20 protein-coding genes are annotated in these 23,302 nt (G+C 44.7%); 12 read left to right on the top strand and 8 right to left on the bottom strand.

Features of this window, described 5'->3' with window-relative positions:
• Nucleotides 1–103: 103 nt before the first annotated feature.
• Nucleotides 104–580, top strand: a complete 477-nt coding sequence (locus LYNGBM3L_RS26100; RefSeq protein ID WP_008188509.1) for a Tic20 family protein — start codon at nt 104–106, stop codon at nt 578–580.
• Here LYNGBM3L_RS26100 and LYNGBM3L_RS26095 read toward each other — a convergent pair.
• A complete protein-coding gene (locus tag LYNGBM3L_RS26095; RefSeq protein ID WP_008188508.1) occupies nt 577–1,377 on the bottom strand; it encodes a fumarylacetoacetate hydrolase family protein in 801 nt (266 codons plus the stop codon). The genes LYNGBM3L_RS26100 and LYNGBM3L_RS26095 overlap by 4 nt on opposite strands.
• 564 nt (nt 1,378–1,941) lie before the next feature.
• Between LYNGBM3L_RS26095 and rpsF the strand changes: the two genes are divergently transcribed.
• Nucleotides 1,942–2,271: a 30S ribosomal protein S6 gene (rpsF, locus tag LYNGBM3L_RS26090; protein WP_193374718.1), complete on the top strand. Its 330-nt coding sequence runs from the start codon at nt 1,942–1,944 to the stop codon at nt 2,269–2,271.
• Nucleotides 2,272–2,695: 424 nt separating this feature from the next.
• Here the strand turns inward: rpsF and LYNGBM3L_RS26085 are convergent, their stop codons facing one another.
• The gene (locus LYNGBM3L_RS26085; protein WP_008188506.1) at nt 2,696–5,368 is read right to left on the bottom strand and encodes a carboxypeptidase-like regulatory domain-containing protein; all 2,673 of its coding nucleotides are present in this window, start codon (nt 5,366–5,368) and stop codon (nt 2,696–2,698) included.
• Nucleotides 5,369–5,654: 286 nt separating this feature from the next.
• Between LYNGBM3L_RS26085 and LYNGBM3L_RS26080 the strand changes: the two genes are divergently transcribed.
• Complete coding sequence (locus LYNGBM3L_RS26080) at nt 5,655–6,185, top strand: hypothetical protein (RefSeq protein WP_008188505.1); 531 nt, start codon at nt 5,655–5,657, stop codon at nt 6,183–6,185.
• Between the two features lie 977 nt (nt 6,186–7,162).
• Here the strand turns inward: LYNGBM3L_RS26080 and LYNGBM3L_RS26075 are convergent.
• Nucleotides 7,163–7,987: a fimbrial biogenesis chaperone gene (locus tag LYNGBM3L_RS26075; RefSeq protein ID WP_008188503.1), complete on the bottom strand. Its 825-nt coding sequence runs from the start codon at nt 7,985–7,987 to the stop codon at nt 7,163–7,165.
• Here LYNGBM3L_RS26075 and LYNGBM3L_RS26070 point away from each other — a divergent pair.
• The gene (locus LYNGBM3L_RS26070; protein ID WP_008188502.1) at nt 7,974–8,189 is read left to right on the top strand and encodes a hypothetical protein; all 216 of its coding nucleotides are present in this window, start codon (nt 7,974–7,976) and stop codon (nt 8,187–8,189) included. The two genes, LYNGBM3L_RS26075 and LYNGBM3L_RS26070, sit on opposite strands and share 14 nt — an antisense overlap.
• A gap of 535 nt (nt 8,190–8,724) precedes the next feature.
• Nucleotides 8,725–10,809, top strand: coding sequence for a tetratricopeptide repeat protein (locus LYNGBM3L_RS26065; protein ID WP_008188501.1), 2,085 nt, complete (start codon nt 8,725–8,727; stop codon nt 10,807–10,809).
• Between the two features lie 274 nt (nt 10,810–11,083).
• Here the strand turns inward: LYNGBM3L_RS26065 and LYNGBM3L_RS37135 are convergent, their stop codons facing one another.
• Nucleotides 11,084–13,375, bottom strand: a complete 2,292-nt coding sequence (locus LYNGBM3L_RS37135; protein WP_008188500.1) for a DNA polymerase III subunit gamma/tau — start codon at nt 13,373–13,375, stop codon at nt 11,084–11,086.
• A gap of 1,008 nt (nt 13,376–14,383) precedes the next feature.
• Between LYNGBM3L_RS37135 and LYNGBM3L_RS26055 the strand changes: the two genes are divergently transcribed.
• From LYNGBM3L_RS26055 to aroF, 6 genes are all read left to right on the top strand, one after another.
• On the top strand, nt 14,384–14,686 hold the full coding sequence (locus LYNGBM3L_RS26055; protein WP_008188499.1) for a hypothetical protein: 303 nt from the start codon (nt 14,384–14,386) through the stop codon (nt 14,684–14,686).
• A 410-nt stretch (nt 14,687–15,096) separates the two neighbouring features.
• Nucleotides 15,097–16,353 carry a GNAT family N-acetyltransferase gene (locus tag LYNGBM3L_RS26050; protein ID WP_008188498.1) on the top strand — a complete coding sequence of 419 codons (1,257 nt, stop codon included), beginning with the start codon at nt 15,097–15,099 and terminating at the stop codon, nt 16,351–16,353.
• 109 nt (nt 16,354–16,462) lie between these two features.
• The gene (gene ruvX / locus LYNGBM3L_RS26045) at nt 16,463–16,918 is read left to right on the top strand and encodes a Holliday junction resolvase RuvX (protein ID WP_008188497.1); all 456 of its coding nucleotides are present in this window, start codon (nt 16,463–16,465) and stop codon (nt 16,916–16,918) included.
• A 60-nt stretch (nt 16,919–16,978) separates the two neighbouring features.
• Nucleotides 16,979–17,248, top strand: coding sequence for a 30S ribosomal protein S15 (gene rpsO, locus LYNGBM3L_RS26040; RefSeq protein WP_008188496.1), 270 nt, complete (start codon nt 16,979–16,981; stop codon nt 17,246–17,248).
• Nucleotides 17,249–17,283: 35 nt separating this feature from the next.
• Nucleotides 17,284–17,793: a PAM68 family protein gene (locus tag LYNGBM3L_RS26035; protein WP_008188495.1), complete on the top strand. Its 510-nt coding sequence runs from the start codon at nt 17,284–17,286 to the stop codon at nt 17,791–17,793.
• A gap of 706 nt (nt 17,794–18,499) precedes the next feature.
• Nucleotides 18,500–19,564, top strand: coding sequence for a 3-deoxy-7-phosphoheptulonate synthase (gene aroF, locus LYNGBM3L_RS26030; RefSeq protein WP_044494869.1), 1,065 nt, complete (start codon nt 18,500–18,502; stop codon nt 19,562–19,564).
• A 98-nt stretch (nt 19,565–19,662) separates the two neighbouring features.
• On the opposite strand, the gene LYNGBM3L_RS26025 is transcribed toward aroF, so the two are convergent.
• From LYNGBM3L_RS26025 to LYNGBM3L_RS49525, 4 genes are all read right to left on the bottom strand, one after another.
• Nucleotides 19,663–20,475 carry a carbon-nitrogen hydrolase family protein gene (locus LYNGBM3L_RS26025; protein ID WP_008188493.1) on the bottom strand — a complete coding sequence of 271 codons (813 nt, stop codon included), beginning with the start codon at nt 20,473–20,475 and terminating at the stop codon, nt 19,663–19,665.
• Nucleotides 20,476–20,588: 113 nt separating this feature from the next.
• Nucleotides 20,589–20,909, bottom strand: a complete 321-nt coding sequence (locus LYNGBM3L_RS26020) for a universal stress protein (RefSeq protein WP_229414721.1) — start codon at nt 20,907–20,909, stop codon at nt 20,589–20,591.
• Nucleotides 20,910–21,069: 160 nt separating this feature from the next.
• Nucleotides 21,070–21,951, bottom strand: a complete 882-nt coding sequence (locus tag LYNGBM3L_RS49530) for an alanine/glycine:cation symporter family protein (RefSeq protein WP_324293513.1) — start codon at nt 21,949–21,951, stop codon at nt 21,070–21,072.
• The gene (locus LYNGBM3L_RS49525) at nt 21,921–22,553 is read right to left on the bottom strand and encodes an alanine:cation symporter family protein (protein WP_008188489.1); all 633 of its coding nucleotides are present in this window, start codon (nt 22,551–22,553) and stop codon (nt 21,921–21,923) included. The genes LYNGBM3L_RS49530 and LYNGBM3L_RS49525 overlap by 31 nt, the downstream gene beginning before the upstream one ends.
• A gap of 276 nt (nt 22,554–22,829) precedes the next feature.
• Between LYNGBM3L_RS49525 and rplU the strand changes: the two genes are divergently transcribed.
• Nucleotides 22,830–23,267, top strand: coding sequence for a 50S ribosomal protein L21 (gene rplU, locus LYNGBM3L_RS26010; RefSeq protein ID WP_008188488.1), 438 nt, complete (start codon nt 22,830–22,832; stop codon nt 23,265–23,267).
• Nucleotides 23,268–23,302 lie beyond the last annotated feature (35 nt).

Raw genomic sequence — 23,302 nt, 5'->3', positions numbered from 1 at the left:
GTCAATCGCATTTCAGGTTGCGATGGGGTAGAGTGTTGTGCTGCGCTATGCTGAATAATAGTTAGTGTAACCCTGATCTGAACATCTTCAAGGAGAAATCACGATGACTTGGCGCGGATCAACAGATGTTAAAGACCGGATTTTTGCAGCCCTTGCATATATACTGCCTCTAATTGTGGTTTTGCCCTTTGGTCAATTTCTGCTAAGACAGTTTCCCATTCTGGGCATTATTTACCTGCCACTACAACCATTAATTTCAATTTACTACCGTTTGCCGTTGGCGGGGTTAATTATTTTCTTTGTTTTGTTCTTAGCCGTAGTCAGAAACCCACGAATCAGCCATTTTGTTCGCTTTAACACCATGCAGGCGATTCTTTTAGACATTCTTTTAGTTTTGGGTTTTCTATTGTTGCCAATTTTACGCCAAGCACTAGGGGTTAACTTGCTAACAGAAACCTTGTATAATGTAGTATTTTTAGGAATCCTTGCCGCCTGCGGCTACTCCATGATTCAATCATTGATGGGTCGTTACGCAGAAATACCAAGCCTTAGTCAAGCCGTTTACAGCCAAGTCCCCTAGTATTCCTTAGTCTTGGCCTGTGAAGGGCGTAAGCTCACCGTATTTTCCAACTGGCCAATTCCCTCAATTTCCACCCGGACGCGATCGCCAACTTCCATTGGTCCTACTCCTTGGGGTGTCCCCGTAAGGATCACATCTCCTGGTACTAGGGTCATCACCTGGGAAATGTAAGATACCAGAACATCTGGCGGAAATACCATTTGACTAATTAAAGCTGATTGTACTGGCTCAGGGTTGTCATTCAGAAATGTCTGCAATTTTGCCCCAGCACTCAATTCCCGGACTATCCAGGGTCCGAGGGGACAAAAGCTATTAAATCCCTTAGCCCTGGTCCATTGGGCATCCCGCTTTTGTAAATCCCGAGCCGTTACGTCATTAGCGATCGTATAACCCCAAATTTTGGATTGAGCTTCGTCTGGTGTGCAGTCTAAGCAATAGTCACCGATTACCAGTGCTAATTCTCCCTCATAGTCTACTCGCTGAGACTGAGGCGGATACTGGATGGCTTGAGAGTCAGGAATTATAGTGGTAGGGGGTTTAAGAAACAGTAAAGGTTCCTCAGGAACTGATGTTCCCAATTCCGCTGCGTGTTCAGTATAGTTTTTGCCTACAGCCACGATTTTAGTTGGTGCACACGGAGCCAGCAATTGATAGCTTTCTGGTTCCAACTCTAAATCTATGGGTTGTCCCTGTAACCAAGGTGGTGCATCCAGCACCTGAATAGTGCGGGTCACCTGTAACAAGCCGTAGTAGGTCTGTCCTTTAGAAGATTTAACTCGAACGTAACGCTGTGTCATAACAATAGATGTTCCTTAATAATATTACGAAAATTCTCTACTTTACCTAAGGTAGTATTGAGTTGGTAGTACGTCAGTACTGAGTACCGATAACAGATTGTCCTTAACAGTACAATAGATAACAAGCTGCATTCAGACATAGCATCTTCTAGTAGTGTCTGGTGGTGTCTAGTGTTATTCCCCTTTGACGAATGTACTTTCTTTGAGCACAACTTAATTGAAATTTAATTGAAATTGGTTGCACAAGGGGTTAAAATGCTGAAGGGTAATGCTTGTAAAGTATTGAGATCAAAGTATTGAGATCAAAGTATTCAGATAAGTGTAACAACCCCANACACTTACCGATCCGGTAACTGTCCGCTTGAGTAGCGGTAGATCAATTCCTGCTTCTTTAACTATCCAGTAGCAAGCAAGTCAATTACCCAACCTTGACTCTCACCTTTGGTGTGGTTCAAGGAAAGCTGATTGTTAGTGCTGATTGTTAGTGCTGATTGTTAGTGCTGATTGTTAGTGCTGTGTATCGGATAAAAAGAAGCCAAATTGTCCATAAGGAGATTAATACCAGTGAAAAACACTTACGAAATGATGTACATCCTGCGTCCTGATTTGGGCGAGGAACAAGTAGATCAAGCTATCGGCAAATATCGAGACCTGTTGCAGGAACTAGGTGGAGAGCAAATCGAGATTCAGCATCGTGGCAAGCGTCGTTTAGCCTATCCCATAGATAGGTACCGGGAAGGGATTTATATCCAAATGAACTATAATGGACCAGGTACCCATGTGGCCAAGATTGAGCGAGCAATGCGTCTAAGTCAAGATGTGATTCGCTACCTCACCATCAGACAGGAATCATCCCCAGCCCCTACACCAGAACCAGCAGAAGTTGAAGCTTGAACTCTCGGTATTCCAGGGGGTAATCGGTAATCGGTAACAGGTAATGGGTAATGGGTAGTTGAGGATTACCTATTACGTAAGCATTCAGCTATCAGCGTGTCGCGTATCAGCATATGCGCTACACGCATGCTACTTGAGGTGCTATCAGCTTATGGGCGGGCACGGTACTTGATGTGCTTATGGGCATAGGGCAAGCTACACCGAACAGCTTTTGAATAAGCGATGCAGTCAGCCAAAGGGGGTTTCCCCCACTCGCGCTTGGGATCAAGAAAACAGGTAAGCATTCGTTTAATATCAGGAAAGTCCCAGGGTCGAAGCCTGTGCCACAAAGCTGTTCGCCCAGGGTGGGCCAAAAGCCCAGGGCTGACCGCTAAGGGCTGAATGCTTACTTCTTTGCTGGCTACAAAACACTAAGGATTAAAGACTAAGGACTAAGGAGTATCGATAAATTCAGTTCTTGGAAAGGTTCGGAATCTGGCTTAATCTCGATTTGATTGGGTTGAGCCGATTCACCATTAATCAGTAAATTATACTTACCCTGCTGCAACCCTTCTAAATAAAAGACCCCAGCACCGTTGGTAATCGAAAAAATCGATTTTCCTGAATCAACTGGTACTGCTTCTACCTTCGCACCCTCCACCGCTTCTCCCCCAGCATCAGTGACTACACCTGCAAAGGTGTAGGATAGTACCATTGGCACAGTAACTGGAGTATAGCTACCGGGCACCACCTCCACCGCATAGGCCGATTCCTCGGGTTTCCAGTCGATGGGATATCCGGCGGGGTCAAGGTCAAGGCGATAGGTGTCAGGGTCGAGTTTGACAAAAATCCCATTGTTGCGAATGTCTGGTCGAAAAGAGGTAATCGATTTATTATTCAGCAGTAACAGTAAATCCGGCTCTTCGAGGTAAATCTCTTCCCCTTTATCTCGTTTACCATTGCCATTGTTGTCAAAGAAAGGCTGAATTAACAATCCCCCTCGGCTGCGTAAGCGGTCAAAGCGGGTGTCGGCAGCGCTAATCCCTGATTGGACATTGATATTGGGAGAGACCTCAATCCTGAACGTGCTGCCATCAGAGGTAGTAGATATTTCCTGATAACGTAACCGCAATACTAATCCGGGAATCACGGCACTGGAAGCTGAGGCAATCAATCCATTACCCCGAGAACCGAAGCCATAGCCGAAATCCAAGTCCCATAGATATCGACCATCACTAGACTGTTGTGGAGAACGATAGCGCCAAGCTAAGCGAGCGAGGTGATCATCACGGTTATTTGAATCCCGGGTTTCGTAACCCAGTAGCAGGGAATGTCCTTTAGAGGCACTGCTATCGGACAAATAATAGATTAGTTCGGAATTGGTGGTGATTTCATTGCCTCGATGGGACAGTCTCAGACTTCCCAGGTTAGACCTCAAACTCCAGCGCAAGTTATTATTGGTGTCCATGTCAGCACTGGCAAAGAGTGAGAAATTTTGGCTAGTGTGGGAAATGCTCATACCAGCAGCTAAGGCTTCTTCCCGAGTGTTACCACTGGCTCTCAAGGTTAAACCACGAAAGACTTGCCAGTTGACCCGAAACCGCTGCGCTAGACTATCACTGTTGAAGTTAAAGCTCAGCTTAGGGGAGGGTTGGAAGTTAATACTGGCATCATAGTCTATCCCCTCATCCTCTGTACCCAAAAGAGCCGACACTTTTACCTTTAAGGGAAATCCAGCAGGTTGATAGAATAGTTCCCCTAACCCCAATACTGACTCGTCGTAAACCATCCCCATCCCCAAAGTCAGGTCTTCTGTGACTCCTAAGCGATAGGCAATTCCCCCCCGCACGTCTGTAAACTCACCAAAGAAATTCCCATTCTGGCTCGATTCCCGACTCAAGCCAGTGGAAACAACTAAAGCAGAGGCTCCCTTGGTCAATTGACCCGGTATAATAGAAAATTTTGCCTCTCGAATTTCCGGTTCCGCAGTAAGCTGTCCATCGGGATATAGAAAGACGCGATAAGTATTGCTACCGCCTCGTCCAGTTATGACATTTTCAAAGCGGTAAACCCCAGAGGAGTCCACTAGGATTTCATCCACTACCACATCATTAAAACCTTGGGTCAGCTGGACTAACGTACCCGGTTCAGCTTCCCCAGTAATGCTGCGTCCAATGTCATTGGCTTGTAACCGTTGGCTAGGACTAAATCCACCCCCCGATGACCGTGGTGGGATAAATCCCCAGCGCTGGATAGTGGTCGCACCCCAATATTGACCTGTCCCTTGACTTCGCCAAAAGGTGGGCTGGGAACCTAGGACATAATCCGCTGCATCGGTTTGGCGAAAATACTGGGCTTCCTGTAACCGAAACGTCCCAGTATCGGTTAAATCCGGTTGGCGAGTCCTCAGAAACCAGCTACCTCCTAATAAGGTGCCGATGGTGGTAAATTCTCCAGTATAGTTAGTGGAATTAGACAGAGAACTGCTACCACCCCCTCTGCCACTAATATTTACCCGTTGTCTGATCGCGGATATGCTAAAGGCAGGGGCATCAATCTCAGATAATCCTTCAAGTACGACTGGGATTTCTGGAGTTCGCCGACCTTTGCGCCGCACATTCAACCAGGGGGGATTAAACCTAATGGCGTATTCAATCATGTCAAACTCCGTCGGGACTCCTAGAAGAGTTTGGATGGTTTTGACGGGAATGACTAATCCTAATTCTGGGTCAGTTGGTAAGTCTTCTGGATTGATGCGGGTGACTAAACCAGGCGATCGCACTTCTAATTGACCATCTTCTAAGGGTTTGACATCTAATTTCAAGCCCTTAATCACATCATCTAAGGGAATCAGCCACTTTTCAAAATTAATTGCCTGGGAACCATCTTCAAATCCCCGCACTAAGGTACTAGGAATCACATTCTGTTTTCCCAGATTGACGCCTACAGGAAGAATAATCAATTGATCACTATCGTTTCGCCTTGGGCTAGAGGTAGTGGCGGCGACTTCCGGTTTTGGGATTTCAGGTGCTAGTGTTTGGGCAACAACGGAAGTTATGGTAATCAAAGAAGACAAGAGAGTTGTTACAGCTAGATAAGCTAGTGAAATAATTTTCATCCAACACCTATGAGCTGACTAAATGCTGACTAAATTTTTTAAGGGAAACTACATACATACTTTCCAATTTGGTCAGATCAAGTAACAGTAACTAAGGGGTTTGATACATCGGGTTTATTGCAGTAGCACTACTATTCCCTTATTCCCCGTAATTTTATCCACCTTAATCAAATTCAATGAATTTTAAATTCGGTATCTTTCCGGATGTATCCAGTTAGGAAATTAGGAAACAATAGAATTACAAACAAATTACAAACAAACAGTTTATTCCCACCAGATAAAGGACATGAGAAACCAATTCGGTAAATCCTTATTTATTTCCGCCTTGACTGCTTTAGGTGTTGCTGTTGGTGCTACCAGTGCCTTTGCTCAGGAAGCTCCTGAGACAGAGCAGGAGTTTGAATTCCACGGCACAGTAGAGGGAACATGTTCTTTTTTAAATGTTCAACCTGGTAATTTAGCAAACCCTTTTCCCGAAGTATTAGTTGCTAATGACGTAGAAGGTGATCCTGCTACAGGTGTGATGGTGTGTAATAGTGGCGCAATTGTCTCTCTTGGGGATTTGATGCCGATGAATCGTCTATCTGAAGAACTTTTAGACACCGCCAATAACTACGAGTATGGAGTTACTTTTTTTGATCTTGGGGGTGGACCAGTTGGCGAGATTGGGCGTAGTAAGGAAGGACCTGCACTGCCACCCCAATCGTTACCTCCTAACCAATACGATGTTGAAGCTAACATGGAGATCGAGGGACTTTTACCCCTTAAAGGTGGTGATTATGCCTATAAGTTTACGGTGACAGCTACAGCTGACTAAACTCAACTATTGGCTGGAAGCCAGCGACGTATTCCGCTGGAAAATTGAACTGCAATTAACCTCTATATTTTTAGTTGTCTCCGTGGGAATCGGCTTCACCCGATTTTTCCTACGGAGACTTTACCAACAAACCGTTGATTTATAATAATCTAACATCAGCTAATTGTTCTGTCAATATCTAGAACAGCCTTTCCAGACAGATTTAAGTAAAAACAATTAGGGTCTGTATTATTTACTATGGGAATAAAAACCACCATAATCCTATAAAAAATATTACTATATTACCCGTAATTTTCTACATATTAATCAAGTTAAATTAGTTTAAAATTTCGGTATCTTTGCTGAATGGTTACAGTTTTTATTTTTTTAAAATAATTTCTAAAAATTTCCTTTACACCACCAGTTTACCCTAGCTCAAGTAGATGTAAGCATTCAGCTATCAGCCGTTGGCCGTAGGCCACGCTACTTGATGTGCCGTCAGGTAATCAAAGGGAGGTAGTAAACCAGCTGGGGGGTGGTGGTATGGCTGGTTGAAAATCCCTGCTCGTTGTACTCATCCGACCCCGTGCAGTTAAAGCGCCTGCTAGCACCTCAACTAGCACCATCTGTAGCGCATAAGCTGATACCTGTTCCCGTAGCGTGCGCGTAGCCCATTAGCTGACAGCTGAATGCTTACAACTGGAGTTTATCATAATTAGTTTTTAAAAGAAACAGGAAACAGGTAAATTCGGAGCAGATAACCGGATAATTTTTAATTAATAAAAAGATAATATCTGTGTTAAATACTACCTTTTTAATTCAGTCTTTGCAGTCTTGTAGAGAGATAGCATGCTACCTCTCTACTTTTGCTTAAGTTAGTGCCATTCGACTTAATCAAATCGGCTTCTTGGAGAAGTAGATAACTTTGGATATTGGCAGGATTGTGGAGACTAGTTTTGGACTTTTGCAAGAGGTCTGCTGATTGGCGTACTCTGAATTTACCTACTCTGAGCAGTGGTGCTGCTGGGCATAGTCAGATTAATACTAAAAGGCACACTTTGTCGATTCTCTTCTTCGCCCCAAAGCAAGGTTCCAGTCAATTGGTATTGTCCAGCTGTCAATTCCTTGGCATCACTAGGATATCCGATAGAAATCTTCCGTTCCCCCCCAGCAATCACTGTCCATTCGTTTTGTTTGCCAGTGGTGACCGTAGTGGTTCCCTGCTTGAGAGTCCACTCCACCTTGGGTCGTGCAGTGGCATTGCCACTGTTGCTAACCTGTAACAGAATCTGCTTACTCTTGTGATCAAAGCTCGCTTCCTCTACGGTCAATTTGGGAGAAATATCTCCATGACGTACATAGACAGTCACACCAATGCGAGGTACGATGCCCATACTGACACCACCACGGTTATTCTGGGAATGTTCCAGATTTTCTGTGAAAATCACTGCCCGATATTCCCCTTTTTCCATACTAGGAGGAAAGCGGGAAATCATTCGGATGCGGCGAGTTACGCCTGGTTCTACCACCAATTCACGAGGGGAGAATTGTAGATAAGGGGTTAAATCATTAGAGCTAGATTCCAATGCTTCAAACCCATTTTCATCGTAGGTGAAAGGTGTCGCATAGACACGGGCTCGAAATGCCTTATTACTGCGATTGGTGACGTTGATGATACCTCTAGCTTGACCTCGTTCTGCTTCTTCTTCAATAACTAAGGGAGAAACTTGAACCTGAGCTTTAGCTAATCCTGGAAATAGCACCAGTGCAGATAAGGCGCAGCTACCTAAATAAGTTATTAAATGTTGATTGAGTTTAATCATTTCTAGGGAACAGGGAACAGGGAACAGGGAACAGGTCATCGGGAATCGGGAATCGGGAATCGGGAATCGGGAATCGGGAATCGGGAATCGGGAAAAATATTTGTACCTATTTACTATACAAAGTAAGGATTTAGCTTATGCGCTACGTCCCAGCGTCGAAGCCTATGCCACGATAATTGAGGTGCCAAAGGCCAACGCCTGACAGCTGACGGCTGACAGCTGATAGCTGATAGCACCTCAAGTAGCACCATCTGTAGCGCATATGCTTACGATAATTTAGTAAACAGCGATATATAGCACTACCCATTAAGGTTAGGACATTTATAAAAGCAGCAAAAGCTATTATATTCAGCTATTGCTAGCATGCCTATTGCCTATTGCCTTGCGCGTAGCGCTATACTTTAATCTATTGTTGACTAAATTTATGGTAATAGCTATGGTTAAAATTACTGATTTTTATATACTATTATTTTTCAACAATCGTTATAAATACGGATATAGCAATGCTAAGTGATTTGTAAGTAGTCACACAAAAAAAATTACCTGTTTTACAAAATAAAAATCCTGATGTTATAAGCCTTACCGATAATAGGAAGAGGTAATTTATTTTGTAATGATACTTAAACAATACTTACCTTAAAATCGTCCTGAGTGCTAAGTAGTGATAAATTAAGCCACGATCACAGAATATTCAAGTTCAATCCTGACTTAGGCAACAAAACCAGGAAAAGGTTGATATGGAATCCCTTTGCTCTGACACCTATGCCAGCATGATAGTAACGGACATTGCCTCAAATCAAGAAATTTCCAGTTGGAATCGGCAAACCTATCAACGTTTGAAACTCGCTTTGAGTATTGGTCTGCGCCGCCAGCTTTTTTTGGCAGTGTGTGATGACCTGAATCTGCGCAACCAGCTAGCAGATCAATTATACCGGGAGTTAGGCTTATGTGCAGCAAACGGGTCAATGAACCACCAAGGTTACCCAAACTTGGTCAGCCTGAATTTAAATCTGAGCGAACCCAATCCCTTAGCTCAGATTAGTCAATGGTTAACCGACCATGAGGAATCTTACACTTCTGAAAGTATACCGGGATTTCAGATTCTGGGTATAGAAAACTTAACACGGCAACCCGCAGCACTGCAACGATTGTTTCTCAGGCATTTACAGTCAATTGGGAATAATCTCAGCTACTGGGAACTGACTTTCTTGCTCTGGTTGCCACGACCTTGGTTTTATTCCATTCAGCAGTCGGTACCAGAATTTTGGCAACAGCACACTGGTTTCTTTGAGTTTGAAGGAGAACCAACACCCCTATCCCAAAGGGTGGCTGATACAGCACAGGCTTCTTACACATTACCCCCCTCAACAACAGTAATCGATCCTGGTCAGGAAGATGTGGAGACACTGTTAGGGCAAGAGGATATGTTGACAGTTAAAAGTTTTAATGTTGAAGCTTTAAACGATAACTTTCAATCAAAGAATGTGCGACTTGAAAATCACAGTGAAACACCACAAGATAACTTACAAATAAATAACCTGCGACCGACAACTGAAACTGAAACACCACAAGATAACTCTGAACCAAATAACTTGCAACCTGGAACTCAAAAACCATCTACAGGCCAAACCTATCTTGAATTGGGCAATCATTATCGCTACCTGATTGAACAAGGAGATGCCTCTGAGGAAAACTTAGTGATCGCAATCCAGGCTTATGAGCAGGCGCTGCAATGGTCACAATTCACACCTATCGAAGAATCCGCTATCCTCAATGATGTGGGAAATTTCTACTGGATGCTATCTCGTTGTCCGAACAATGACAACCTGATGCTCTCTTATTTAGAGCAAGCCATTAAATGCTATCAAGTAGCACTAACTGACTTTTTAGCGGAACAATCTCCCGAAATTTTTAGCATGATACAGAATAATTTGGGAACAGCTTATGGAGAGTTAGCCCAGTACCAAGATTTAGCTAAAAATCTGGAAAATTCTATTCGCGCCTATGAAGAAGCTTTGCGCTATGGCGGTGCTGACCATGACTTGGTTAAATATGCTTCAACCCAGAATAACTTAGGAACGGCTTACTGGAATCTAGCGCAACATCAATCACCAGTGCCGAATTTAAAGAAAGCGATCGCAGCCTACCAAGAAGCCATCTCTCATCATGACACCACAGCCAATCCTCAGAATTGGGCAATGATTCAAAATAACCTGGGTACGACTTACTGGAGTCTTGCCCAGCACGAACAACCAACAGTCTGGTTGAAGCTAGCCATATATGCCTATCAAGATGCTCTCAAATACCGGAAACCGGAGGTTGACCCAGCTGGCTATGCTGCAACCCAGAATAACCTAGGTACCGCCTACTGGCACTTAGCCGACCAGTTAAAGGAGGAATATGGGGCAAAAGCAGAATACTTTAAGCAATGTATAACGGCTTATGAAAATGCTCTTGCGATCGCAGGATATCAACCACACCCTTCTGACCAAGTCTCTAACCATAACAGATCACCTGTACCAGTTAATTTTGATATTATAGCTACCTACAACAACTTGGGGCTAGTTAATTTCCAGCTAGCGACACACCCACAATTTTCCTTAAGCAAAGGGTCTAAGTTAACTCATTTAGAAGCTGCCCTACACCAACATGTCCAAGCTTGTATGGGTACAGTTGAGCAACCGGAAACCTACCAAATTTCTCTGAATTACCTAATCCACACCATTCGAGCATTCTCTCGGGAAAATGGTCCTGCGGGACAAAGCTTTGCCCTTTCTAAAGTGCCAGGTCAGCTATTACCAGAAATTTTGCATCGCCTATAGGGTTTGTCTCTGGGTTGTAAACACACGAATTGGGGCAAAAGGCAAAAGGCAATAGGCATGCTAGCAATAGGGGAAAGAGAACCTCAGTTTTATTGTCCAATAAAAAAAGACCATACAGGTTTCCATCTCAAATACCAACGCTATAGGAGCCTAGTAATTTAAATTTAAATTTAAATTACCAATTCTAGATATCAAAAATTATCACAAATAATTTTTGATGCCATATTCCCTACTCTCTGCTCCCTTTGCTAGCCCAATTCCCAAATTTATAATTCTAAAAAGATAGTTCACCATCTTGATCATATTGTAACTGTTGAGGCTTGTTGTGAATCTTTCTAGGAAACGGTCTTGGATCAGGTTGATTTTCGGCTACTGATGATTGGGGTTGCTCTTGGTCAAAGATAGCCTGAGTATCATTGACAAACGATTCTACTAATGGCTCCTTGGGCATCACTTCATTATTACTCAGCTCATCATTTAAATCAATAATTTCTCCGCCAAAACAATCTTTAATTTTCCCTAAAGCTTGCTCTATTTGATCAGCATCCCAGTCTAAGTCAGAGAAATCATAACCTCCCTTGGATAATACAGTGTCCACTGCTTCAGATGCTTCAGAATTGCTAGGAGGGGCAAGGTTTTCTGGCTGGGATGGTTGGGAGGAGGGGTTTACTGCTGGCTTTGAAGAGTCACTGGTGCTAGGTGGCACAACTAGTTTGGCCTTGGTTGAATCCCCCTTTGAATCCCCCTTGCTGTTTGAAGATTCCTGTGGTGCTGGGGTAGTGATTGGTGGAGGTAATTTCTGAGTTGGTACTGCTGCTAGGGTCACTCTTGATTGAGGAGCGGTCTGGGACGGGTTTGCTCCTACGAGTTGGAAATTAACTTTCACATGACCTGGATGGACTTTGGCAAATGCCTTTTGAATTTGGGGCAACATTCCTTTTATAAGCTGTTGTACACCCTTCTTTTTGATGCCAATAGATGCCTCTCGGCCATTGAAAGCTAATAAACAGCCGTTGCTACGCAGTATTTCTCTAGACCCATCCAGTTCAATATTACGAATGACCTGTTGCCAAACCTGCTCGATTTCGTAGGGCTGGTTGCTAACCTCGCTATCTTGCTCAACAATAGCGCTATGGTCAACCTCCTGATTCGGTATTGAGGTTGTAGCTAAATCAGGGGTTTTGGGTATGCCATTGGTAGAGGTGTCTGGGTGTGGTTGAAACCCTAACCTTTCTGAAGGCTTAGGCTCCTCAGTTTTCTGAGTCTTGGGCTTCTGAGCTGGTTTACTTGGATGCTCTGGTTTAGGAGTAGTCTGATCTCGAGCAGAGGTTGATTGATTGTATGGCTCTTTTCTGGGCTGATGTTTCCCAACTGGTGGTAGTTTAGGCTGGTGCCTAGGTTTAACCGAAGGTGCTGAGGGTTTGACTGATGGATTTTCAGGGAATAACTTTGAGGTTTCTACGGATTGAGAGGCAAGAGCCGCTGGCAATAAACCCATTAGGGTTACTTCTAACCAGAGACGGGGCTGGGTAGTGTTTTTGATCTGAATTTCACTGTCTTTTAGATGCTGTTGACCACGTAAAATACTCTCCACATCCAGCTGTTTAGCTAACTCACACAGCTTCTGCCAGGTGGGGAGGGTGATGGCTGATAAATTATTACGAGCAGGAGCAGTTTTAGCAATCAACAAATCTCGGTAGAAGCTAGCCAGATTTTGTAGGATAACTAGGGGCTCTCGACCTCTATCGATCAGATAGCCACATTGTTCTAGTACTGCTACTGCTTCAGAAGATGCGATCGCGTTTAGCAATGCCAGCAAGTCTTGTTCAGGTAATGCCCCCACTAAATCCCAAACCTGCTCTACCGTGACCTGTTCATCTAACAAACTCAGTTGATCTAGCAAACTTTCTGCATCCCGGAGCCCGCCTTGAGCCCCTTGTGCCACTAAGGTTAAGGCATCTGGTGTAATAGTTATATTTTCCTTAACTGCAATATCCTTCAGATGAGACACCATTGCCTCTAGGGGAATGCGGCGAAAATCAAAGCGTTGGCAGCGGGAAATAATGGTGGGTAATACCCGTTGAGGGTCTGTGGTAGCCAAGATGAAGACTACCCGCTCCGGTGGTTCTTCCAGGGTTTTGAGAAGGGAGTTGAAGGCTGCGGTACTAAGCATATGGCATTCATCGATCACATACACTTTGTAGCGGCACTGGACTGGGGCAAATTGAGCCCGTTCAATGATTTCCCTGATATTATCTACACCTGTATGACTAGCTGCATCCATCTCAGTCACATCCAAGGATAAACCACCAGCGATCTCACGGCAGACGTGACATTCCCCACAAGGAAATGGAGTTGGCAAATCAGTCTTGAGACAGTTGAGAGACTTAGCTAAAATCCGTGCTGAAGAGGTTTTCCCGGTACCTCTAGGGCCAGTAAACAAATAGGCAGGGGCAATGCGCTCACTCTCGATGGCATTGGTTAGGGTTTTTGCGATCGCATCTTGCCCCACTAAATCTGCAAATCTCTGGGGACGATATTTGTGATGTAGGGGTTCGTAGCTCACGACTTTGTGCTGTGGGGGGCTTACCAGATTGCTCTAGTAGTGTTTTAGTGACATACTCCCGACGCTGCCAAGCACGGGACAGTGCGGGCTTCTTTCCAACACCAGCTACTGCTTAGGTTACACGGGTTACTTTATTAACGACACGGTCAGAAGTTACCCCAGCGAGCAATCCCTCGCTGGGGCAGCCTTTATGGCTAGGAGGCTTGGCTGAAAGGGTTAAAACTTTGAGGCGCGACCCATGGCGAATTAAATTACGGGTCAAGCGCGCCTCCATTTGGCATTTCGACGTTCCGACCCTTGCCCCGCGCTGACCATAGTACACTTAGCCTATCCGGTAAAGTGCGGGGCTTCTCGCGGTTTAGCTAATAGTGTTTTAATTTTAGGCAAGACATATGGGGGTCTTTTTAGGGATTGCTGGAGACAGGGGTTTGTTAAACCTTTATCTTCGGTGGTAATCTTTCACCAAAGATAGTAACAGGGATATCAGACTCCTATACTACTGATGGGTTACCTTACTTGACACTCCCCACAGCTATAAGCAGGGGGATTCTTGGCTCACCGAATTGACTTGCCGTGACAGGTTTACACCAACCACAGTAGAGGTCAAATCTCCCCAAGCGTTCAGAATCATTGATCTAAGTTCCGGTGTGCCCCACCGTACTCAGGGTTTTTCCTCAGACTTGCCAGGCTTTCTCTAATTTCTTGCCCAATGACTTTCATAGGCCATCATATCGTTAGATTGAATTACGCAATGTGCATTCTCAAGACACATTTTTTACGTTACCTACTTATATCAAAGGGTCATCTCCAATACTGGCGTGCCTTACTATCTGATTATATACTACCAGAGCCAGTATCAGCATTCGAGATCAAAATTAGCTGACGGGGAATAAATTCCCTTCGGGCTCATCCCCATAACGATAAGTTAGGGGATGAGCCCTCAGAGCTTTCGGTAAACTATATAATCGAGCATTTCTACCTCATCGATATATATCTTCTGTTTTAATTATGGAATCAGCTATTTCTTCTTCTGTTAGTACTACTGACGAATTACCCCGCGAGGTGAGAGTTGCTCAACTGCGTAATCTGGTAGAAACTCTACACATCGCGGATGAAATTGCCAGCCAAGGCTACCTGATTAGTAGTTCTGAACTGGCCGATTTAATGGATGTGAACGCCAGCGCTGTCACTAGTCGGGGTAACCACTGGTCTTGGCGCAACTGGGTTGTCTCAAGGGTCAGGCGTGAAGGTAATCAAATTCTGTGGCAGTTAGAACGGGTAGACAAAGGGAATATAATGGATGAAGACTAAGCCTTACAAGACTAAGCGCTAGATAAGGGCATGCCTATACTACCTTGAGACTATGTTGGTAAGCAGTCAGCAGTCAGCGGTCAGCAGTCAGCGGTCAGGTTATTTGATTCAATTGCGGTGTACTCCTCAAGTAGTGTGGCCACAGGCTGATAGCTGATACGCGACACGCTGATAGCTGATAGCTTACCTATGTTGAGACTATGTTGAGTGTTCACCCTTGACCGACCCTTAACGATTAACACTCAACACTCCCAGTGGTTGATTAAACCCCATGAACACAACTTAATATTACTCATATGTCTTGTCACAACTGGGATGATGGGAAAATAGCTAATATATTGGCAGTAACCCTAGTCTTGCAAATGTAGGTTACAGCGCAAGAACATGGGTCAAACAGAGCGAGCAGCTTCATGGCATCCGTACCCAAAATGACTTCACCTGTCTCGGAAAACCCGAAGAACTTGATCCGCCCATTTCAATACCATGATTTGGCAGCAATTGAGAAGCTACTGCAACAGGCAACTGATGGGCAGAGTAAGATCTGCCCATCAGTTGACCAACAGCCACTTAAACACGTTAGACGCTGGTATTGGTTGCTGAAGTTTTTGAGTTGGTTTCCCAACCCCTATCAGTACAGCTTTTGTATGTATGTGGCTGAGCAACTCCAAAAGCTGTGCGGACTGATCAAAATTTCCCCATTTAATCACACCCGTAGTACTTGGCGGGTGGAGCAGGTGTTAGTTGATGCCAACAATTCTCTAGTGAGTAACACCCTGGCAACTCGAGACATTGGCTCGGCTCTGTTGCGCCATTGCTTTGAAAAAATTTGGCAAGCGCGAACTTGGTTATTGGAAGTCAATATCAATCATAAAAGTTCACTGGCTCTTTATCGGCAAAACGGATTCCAACCCCTAGCTCAGATGACCTATTGGGCGATTGAGCCAACACTGCTGGAAAAATTGGCGGTTCGTGAACCAGATTTGCCGAACCTGTTGCCTGTCAGTAACGCAGATGCTCAGTTGCTCTATCAGCTGGATACGGCATCAATGCCACCAATAGTGCGTAAGGTTTTTGACCGCCATATCCAGGATTTTCAAACCAGTATGTCACGGAAAATCATTGATTCACTGTGGCAGTGGCTAAATCATACTGAAGTGATCAGTGCCTATGTATTTGAACCACAGCGTAAAGTCGCCGTTGGCTATTTTCGGCTGCGACTGTGCCGTGATGGTAACCGTACCAACTCAGCTGAGTTAACAGTTCATCCAGCCTACAATTACCTATATCCAGAGTTACTGTCTCAAATAGCACGGATTGCCCAAAAACTGCCTTCCCAATCCCTACATCTGGCAACGGCTGACTATCAAGCTGAGCAGGAAGAGTATCTAGCTCAGCTGGGAGCAGAACGGATTGAGCATACTCTGCTGATGTCCCGTTCTGTCTGGCATAAGTTGCGAGAAACCAAGTCTGTTACTTTTGAGTTATCGGATGTGCTTCAGGGGCTACAGCCAGCCCGAACCCCAATCCCCAGCCGCATATCCTGGTCACAATCCCCATCGAAGAAACACCGTGCTAAGGGTAAAAAGGTCTCTATTGGGGTTTCCCAGTCTAAGAGTGTAGTCTCTCAAGAGGAGACGGTGTCGGTTAAATCTTCACCACAGAAGTAGTTAGAGATTCCAAGTTGGGTTATAGCTAATGTAAGAAAGCTTCATACCTAATGTGCCATTTCCAAAATTAGCTCTGTGACTGTAAATTTATAAGATAGGAGCTTAAGTTATGGAAAGAATTTCAGCACTGGGATTGGATTTGGGAAGCAAACGTATTGGTGTGGCTGGTTGTGATGGGACGGGTTTGATTGCTACTGGTTTAACTACTATTGATCGTACCTCATTTCAAAGGGATGTTGACCAACTGCGAGAGTTAGTTGAAACCAGAGAAGTGCAGCTACTGGTGGTAGGTTTGCCTTATTCGATGGATGGGACTCTGGGTTTCCAGGCACGAAAGGTGCAAAAATTGGCGACGCGATTAGCAGCAGCACTCCAGCTGCCGGTAGAGTATATCGATGAACGGCTTACCTCTTGGGAGGCTGAATCGCGACTCAAGGCGAGTAAGCGATCGCTTACCCAAAATAAAGGACTGATTGACCGTCACGCTGCTGCTATTATCCTACAACAGTGGTTAGATAGGCGGCGCTCAGCTAATCATAACAATCCCCCAGCCTCTGGGAATTGAATCCCTTCTTGATGGTGATAGAATAGAAAACTGTTGACTTATACTAATTAAACTTTATCAATGAGTCTAACTCAAGAACGTAAAACTGAAATTATTAATGGCTACCAGGTCCATGAAACTGACACTGGTTCGGCAGAGGTGCAAGTGGCTATCCTGACTGAGCGTATCAATACATTGAGTCTCCATCTACAAAGCCACAAAAAAGATTACTCGTCTAGACGGGGATTATTAAAGATGATCGGTCGCCGCAAGCGCTTACTTAGCTATATTCGTCAAGACGATCAACAACGGTATCAAAAATTGATTGAGCGCTTAGGTATTCGGGGTTAGACCCTAGTTGAATAGACCCTAGTGTAAAAGAGTGTATGTCTACTGAACCGTCACGGGAGCGATTGCCTTTTGAACCACGTCAAAAGCGCAAAAAGAACCCTAAAGCCCAAAATTCATCAACAAATCCCCAAACTACTCCAAAGGAAAAACCCAGTCAAACTACTGTCAAGCAAGATAAGAAGCAAAATAAGAAGCAAGATCAGCCAACGGCAGCCTCAAATGACTCAATGGCAATCCCCGATGTGGTCAGTAAAAGGATGGTGCGTCGGATGGGTCTAATGTGTGGTATTCCCAGTTTCTTAGGGATAGTTACATTTGTGGTTAGCTATTTATTGATCACACAGGTTGGGGTAGAGTTACCCCATGTGGCAGTGATTCTGGTGAGTATGGGATGCTTTGGTCTAGGTGTGTTGGGGTTGAGCTATGGTGTTCTTTCTGCTTCGTGGGAGGAAGATATACCAGGAACTTTTTTTGGTTGGCAAGAGTTCACCACTAACCTAGGCAGATTGACATCAGCATGGCGTGCTGCTAAGACAAAGAGTTAACCCTTTGGGAATCCTATGATCTCAGTTTGGGGATAAGTTTACCAGGTAGGAAGCCCAAAAGTGCTTCCTAACTAACCTGGGTAAGTAATTTGTTATGGTAATTAACATATTATTATATTAATTAGTTATATTTTTGCGTTCTTCCGCCTAAATCAAAGATTGTAGACAGGGAGTTCCCTCAAAATTTTGCTTAAAACAGATATCGCGACTAGTTAAACATTAATATAAGCCAAAAAGGCATATCTAGAGCAAGAAAGTGTTCTGTAGAATAATTAAAGCACTCTGTCAACAGCAAAGGGAGTAAAAGGGAGTAACTCGACCATCTCCCACCCAAATTCCCTGAGTGGGGCTAAAATCCCTAAGCTGTTGAGAATCTAGTTGTATTAGACACTCTAAGGGAAATCTTGGGTTTCAGCCTTAGAATTATGTTTGTTTAGTAGGGTAATCAAAATTAAGAGCTAACCGCCACCTACTAAATACAATAGAACTTTTTGTATTGTTCCGGTGCGGAGGGGCATCCCGTGTCGTCAATCAAGCTTGCCAAGTATCCGTTCGCGTAGCGTCGGGCAAAGCCCGATACCGTTGGGTGGAGTTGGCAAGAAGCCCACACTGTAATCTCTGATAAGCGTGTGGGAGTATGTCACTCGGCTCGTTTCTCATCCCCGGTCATTAGACGCGGGGTTTATAAACTCACGAGGATTTTTTTATGATAGTAGTAATGAAGGTAGGCTCTCCAGAAGTCGAGGTGACTCGCCTGAGCCAGGAATTTAGCCAATGGGGGCTGACTCCAGAAAAAATTGTTGGTAAGCATAAAGTGGTGTTGGGTCTAGTCGGTGACACCGCTTCTTTAGACCCCCTACAAATTCAGGAAATTAGTCCGTGGATAGAACAGGTACTGCGGGTAGAGCAACCGTTTAAACGGGCTAGCCGTGAGTATCGTCATGGGGAAGCCAGTGAGGTATTAGTGCCAACGCCGAATGGACCTGTTGTGTTCGGTGAACACCATCCCTTGGTAATTGTTGCCGGTCCGTGCTCGGTGGAAAACGAGGAGATGATCGTGGAAACAGCACGGCGGGTTAAGGCATCAGGAGCCAAGTTCCTGCGGGGAGGTGCCTACAAACCCCGGACATCCCCCTATTCGTTCCAGGGTCATGGAGAAAGTGCCTTGGATTTGCTAGCCAAGGCACGGGAAGAAACTGGGTTGGGCATCATTACTGAAGTGATGGACACGGCTGATGTGGATAAAATTGGTATGGTAGCAGATGTTCTGCAAGTGGGTGCCCGTAACATGCAGAATTTTGCCCTACTGAAAAAAGTGGGGGCTCAAGATAAGCCAGTACTCCTGAAGCGGGGGATGTCAGCAACTATTGATGAGTGGTTGATGGCTGCTGAATATATCCTAGCAGCGGGCAATTCTAATGTGATTCTTTGTGAACGGGGAATTCGGACATTTGACCGTAAATACAGCCGGAATACCCTAGATCTTTCAGTAGTGCCAGTCTTACGGCTCCTAACTCACTTGCCGATTATGATTGACCCCAGTCACGGCACAGGGAAGTCGGATTATGTTCCAGCTATGGCAAAAGCAGCGATCGCAGCTGGAACTGACTCGTTGATGATAGAAGTTCACCCCAACCCCGCTAAAGCCCTATCTGATGGACCACAATCTTTGACACCGAATCGGTTTGATGAGTTGGTGAAAGAAATGGCGGTAATCGGCAAAGCCGTAGGGCGTTGGTCTGAATCTGCTGTGCCTGTTGCTACTCATTAGTAGTTAGTTCTTAGTGATGACCTGAGTTCGAGATTACTAACTTGATCCAGAACTCAGGTTAATTAAGACTGATAGCTAATAAGATAACTAAGAACTAATCAAACAAACACTCTGTGTTCTAGACAAGGCATCTGTTGGCGGACTTGTTGGAGGCGGTCTGGGTCAATTTCTGCGATCGCAACTCCTGGTGTGTCTCCAGCATCTGCCAAGATTACCCCCCAAGGGTCTACTATCATAGCATGACCATGGGTGTAGCGCATGGCATAGTGACGACCAGTTTGGGCTGGGGCAATCACATAGCAAGTGTTTTCTATGGCTCTAGCTTGGAGCAGAACCTGCCAATGGTCTTTGCCAGTGTAGGCAGTGAAGGCAGCAGGCACAAACAATACATCCGCTCCATTCTGGGATAAGTGTCGATAGAGTTCCGAGAATCGGACATCATAACACACAGATAATCCCAAATTGCCGAATTCTGGGGACGAGTAGACCTTGGGTAGTTCAGTTCCAGCCTTAACTGTCTCTGATTCTCGATAGGTATTCCCATCAGGAAGGTTAACATCAAATAGATGAGCCTTATGGTAGCGAGCTAGTTCATTGCCACTCGAACCGATGAGTAGGGCTGTATTGTAGACTTTACTACTACCCACTGGTACCGGAAAGCCACCACCAAGGATGGTGACCTGGAACCTTTGCGCCATAGTTTTGAGGAATTGTTCACTTTGCTCTGCGATCGCATCAGCGTGGGTAATTTTGTCTTCCTCTGTACCAAGAAAAGAAAAGTTTTCCGGTAAGCTAATCAGCTCAGCACCACGACGCACGGCTAGGTCGATCAGTTCTTCTGCCTGAACTAGGTTTTTTTCTAGGTCAGGGGAGCTAGTCATTTGAATGGCAGCTGCAAGATAGCACTTCATTATGATTCAACCCTAGAGTTTTCAATATAGACAGATATTAAATCTGATATTAAATCTATTTTCTATATTTTCCCCAGAATGCCCCAAACCAAATTAAAAAAAATTAATCACTGTTAGACTTCCCGTCGCAGAACCAGCACTGGACAGTGGGCAAATCGAACCACTCGCTCAGCTACTGACCCCAAGACAAATCGTTTCAGACCGGTATAGCCATGAGATGGGATCACAATCAGGTCAATAGCTTGTTCCCTGGCGTAGTCGATGATGTTTGAGGCAGGATTTCCGATGGTGACGTTGATATGAATTCCTTGGTATAGAGGTTCCTTGAATCTCTCAGAAAGCACGTTTTCCACATGGGATTTACGAGTCTGGCTATCTACCGTACGCCACATAACTCCCGGTTCACCAGGGTTGAGAGGAGGTAGGACATGGATAACGTATATATGAGATGCATCCTTGACAAAGTCTATTGTTTTTCTAAAGCCTCAAAGGAGGTTTCAGAAAAATCAATTGGGACAAGTACACGGTCGGTGGCAAATAAGCTCATAGATTCAGCCCTATGGCTTGTTTTAAAATACTATAAATACTGATGCTCTAGGAAGATTGAGTTACCGGAACTATTTTTCCAGAATTCAAGCGTTCCATATAGTCTTTGAGTTCAGTGGCTACTTTGCCACAGAGAAAATAGATACCGAAAAGATTAGGTAAACCCATAGAAAAAAGCATACTATCACTGAAATTAATGACTGGTTCTGGGTTAGCCACAGCTCCAATAAAGATGGTGATCAAAAATAATACTTTGTAGACAATTAACGTTCTCGAACCAAACAAATAATCCCAACAGATTTCACCGTAGTAACTCCATGAAATCATGGTAGAGAAAGCAAAGAAGAACACAGAGATGGCTAGGAGGATGGGAAACCAACTAATTACACTACCAAAAGCAGCGGCGGTCATTTCGGCACCACCGAAGTTAGCAAACTCAGGATTTTTGTATACTCCAGTGATGACTAATACTAAGGAAGTCATATTGCAGATGACCACAGTAACAATAAAGGGTTCGAGTAGGGCTACAATCCCTTCCCGCACTGGTTCCTCAGTCCTGGCAGCGGCGTGGGCAATGGCAGATGAACCAATACCTGCCTCATTAGTAAAGGTTGAACGCCTTAATCCCTGTACTAACGCCCCAATCAAACCTCCCTCAACGGCTTGGGGAGAAAAGGCTTCTGTCACAATAGTTTCGATGGCAGATGGGATGGTGGAGAAATTGAGCATCAGAATCCAGAGGGATGCCAAAATGTAGATCCCACACATGACGGGTACGATGGTACCAGCCACTAAGCCAATACGTTGAATGCCACCAATAATCACCAATGTCACTAGACCAACCAGAATTAAGCCATAAACCCAGCCTCGATTGATCAGCCAGGGGACTACGCTGGCCATTACTTCAAAGGATTGGTTAGCTTGAAACATGCTCGAACCAAATGACCCAACATGGCAAAGATGCAGATAGCAGGCTCACAATTTTTGCCCCAGTTTTTGATATCCCCATTTTCGGCTAAACCAGCCGAGAGGTAATACATTGGACCACCAGCTATAGTTCCGTCTGGTCTGACCACTCGATATTTTTGAGCCAGGGTACATTCTACAAATTTACTACTCATGGCGAATAAGCCAGCAAGGGTCATCCAGAAAGCAGCTCCTGGTCCTCCGATACTGATGGCAAAGGCAACACCGCCAATGCTACCGAGTCCAACACCAGCGGATAGGGCAGTTGATAGAGCTTGAAAGGAAGAGATTTCACCGTTTTGGTTGGGTTGCTCGTATTTGCCTAAGGCTATGTCAATAGCGTGTCGAAATCCCCAGATGTTGATGAAGTTCATCCGGAAGGTGAAGAATACAGTACCACACACTAGCCACAAGACAATCAGTGGCATACCACCGATGCTAAAGAAGAGTACATTGGATATGCCATTTAAGATTTGGTTAACAATAGCCGTGAGGTTAGTTAGAACCGAGTTGTTTGCTGCTAGAGCTAGAGTGGGTAAATTGAAAAAAATATGATCTAGTGTCAACGTCTTTTAGCAATACTTCTTTACAAATTTATCAGGACTTATGAAAAACTGGGCATCAAATCTACCAGTAAGATCACCCTACTGGTAGATTTGCTGTCAGGATTCACGGTTATGGTCTTGACAAAGAGTAACTAATCAAAGATAATCATAGATTACGTGTCGATTCCTGCTCGGATCAGGTGAAGGCATACCAAAAGCTGGCACAACCAAGAAATCCTATCCATCGGAACAAACACTAACCAGCTACCTGTACGGCAACTATAGAAAAACAAATCCATGACCTACGCAATTATCGAAACTGGTGGCAAGCAACTGCGAGTCGAACCCGGTCGCTTTTACGACATCGAACTACTGCACGTTGAACCAGAGCAAAATGTCACCATCGACAAAGTCCTGTTCGTTAATCATGATGGTGAAATCAGCATCGGTCAGCCCTTAGTTGAAGGAGCAACCGTACAAGGAACGGTGATGCGACACTTTCGCGATCGCAAAATCATCGTCTACAAAATGCAGCCCAAGAAGAAAACCCGTAAGAAGCGGGGACACAGACAGGAAAAAACCCGTCTGATGATTGATGCTATTAGTATGAATGGTTCTGTGCTCGCCTCGGTTTCCAAAGCAGAGGAAGCACCAGTCTCAGCAGAAACTGCCCCTGAAGCACCAGCAACTGAAGCACCAGCAACTCAGGAAACCGCTGAAACTGCTCCGGAATAGTTTATGGCTCAGACTTGTGCATAGGGCAAAATTAC

The sequence above is a fragment of the Moorena producens 3L genome (genome assembly GCF_000211815.1).
GTDB classification, from domain to species: domain Bacteria; phylum Cyanobacteriota; class Cyanobacteriia; order Cyanobacteriales; family Coleofasciculaceae; genus Moorena; species Moorena producens.
This window is presented reverse-complemented; position numbering and strand designations above follow the sequence as displayed.

Coding starts and splice junctions, on each gene's coding strand:
- LYNGBM3L_RS26095 (WP_008188508.1), bottom strand. CDS start 1,377: ATGACACAGCGTTACGTTCGAGTTAAATCTTCTAAAGGACAGACCTAC.
- rpsO (WP_008188496.1), top strand. CDS start 16,979: ATGAGTCTAACTCAAGAACGTAAAACTGAAATTATTAATGGCTACCAG.
- LYNGBM3L_RS26035 (WP_008188495.1), top strand. CDS start 17,284: ATGTCTACTGAACCGTCACGGGAGCGATTGCCTTTTGAACCACGTCAA.
- LYNGBM3L_RS49530 (WP_324293513.1), bottom strand. CDS start 21,951: ATGTTTCAAGCTAACCAATCCTTTGAAGTAATGGCCAGCGTAGTCCCC.
- aroF (WP_044494869.1), top strand. CDS start 18,500: ATGATAGTAGTAATGAAGGTAGGCTCTCCAGAAGTCGAGGTGACTCGC.
- LYNGBM3L_RS26025 (WP_008188493.1), bottom strand. CDS start 20,475: ATGAAGTGCTATCTTGCAGCTGCCATTCAAATGACTAGCTCCCCTGAC.
- LYNGBM3L_RS26065 (WP_008188501.1), top strand. CDS start 8,725: ATGGAATCCCTTTGCTCTGACACCTATGCCAGCATGATAGTAACGGAC.
- LYNGBM3L_RS26085 (WP_008188506.1), bottom strand. CDS start 5,368: ATGAAAATTATTTCACTAGCTTATCTAGCTGTAACAACTCTCTTGTCT.
- ruvX (WP_008188497.1), top strand. CDS start 16,463: ATGGAAAGAATTTCAGCACTGGGATTGGATTTGGGAAGCAAACGTATT.
- LYNGBM3L_RS26100 (WP_008188509.1), top strand. CDS start 104: ATGACTTGGCGCGGATCAACAGATGTTAAAGACCGGATTTTTGCAGCC.
- LYNGBM3L_RS26055 (WP_008188499.1), top strand. CDS start 14,384: ATGGAATCAGCTATTTCTTCTTCTGTTAGTACTACTGACGAATTACCC.
- LYNGBM3L_RS26050 (WP_008188498.1), top strand. CDS start 15,097: ATGGCATCCGTACCCAAAATGACTTCACCTGTCTCGGAAAACCCGAAG.
- LYNGBM3L_RS26080 (WP_008188505.1), top strand. CDS start 5,655: ATGAGAAACCAATTCGGTAAATCCTTATTTATTTCCGCCTTGACTGCT.
- LYNGBM3L_RS26075 (WP_008188503.1), bottom strand. CDS start 7,987: ATGATTAAACTCAATCAACATTTAATAACTTATTTAGGTAGCTGCGCC.
- rplU (WP_008188488.1), top strand. CDS start 22,830: ATGACCTACGCAATTATCGAAACTGGTGGCAAGCAACTGCGAGTCGAA.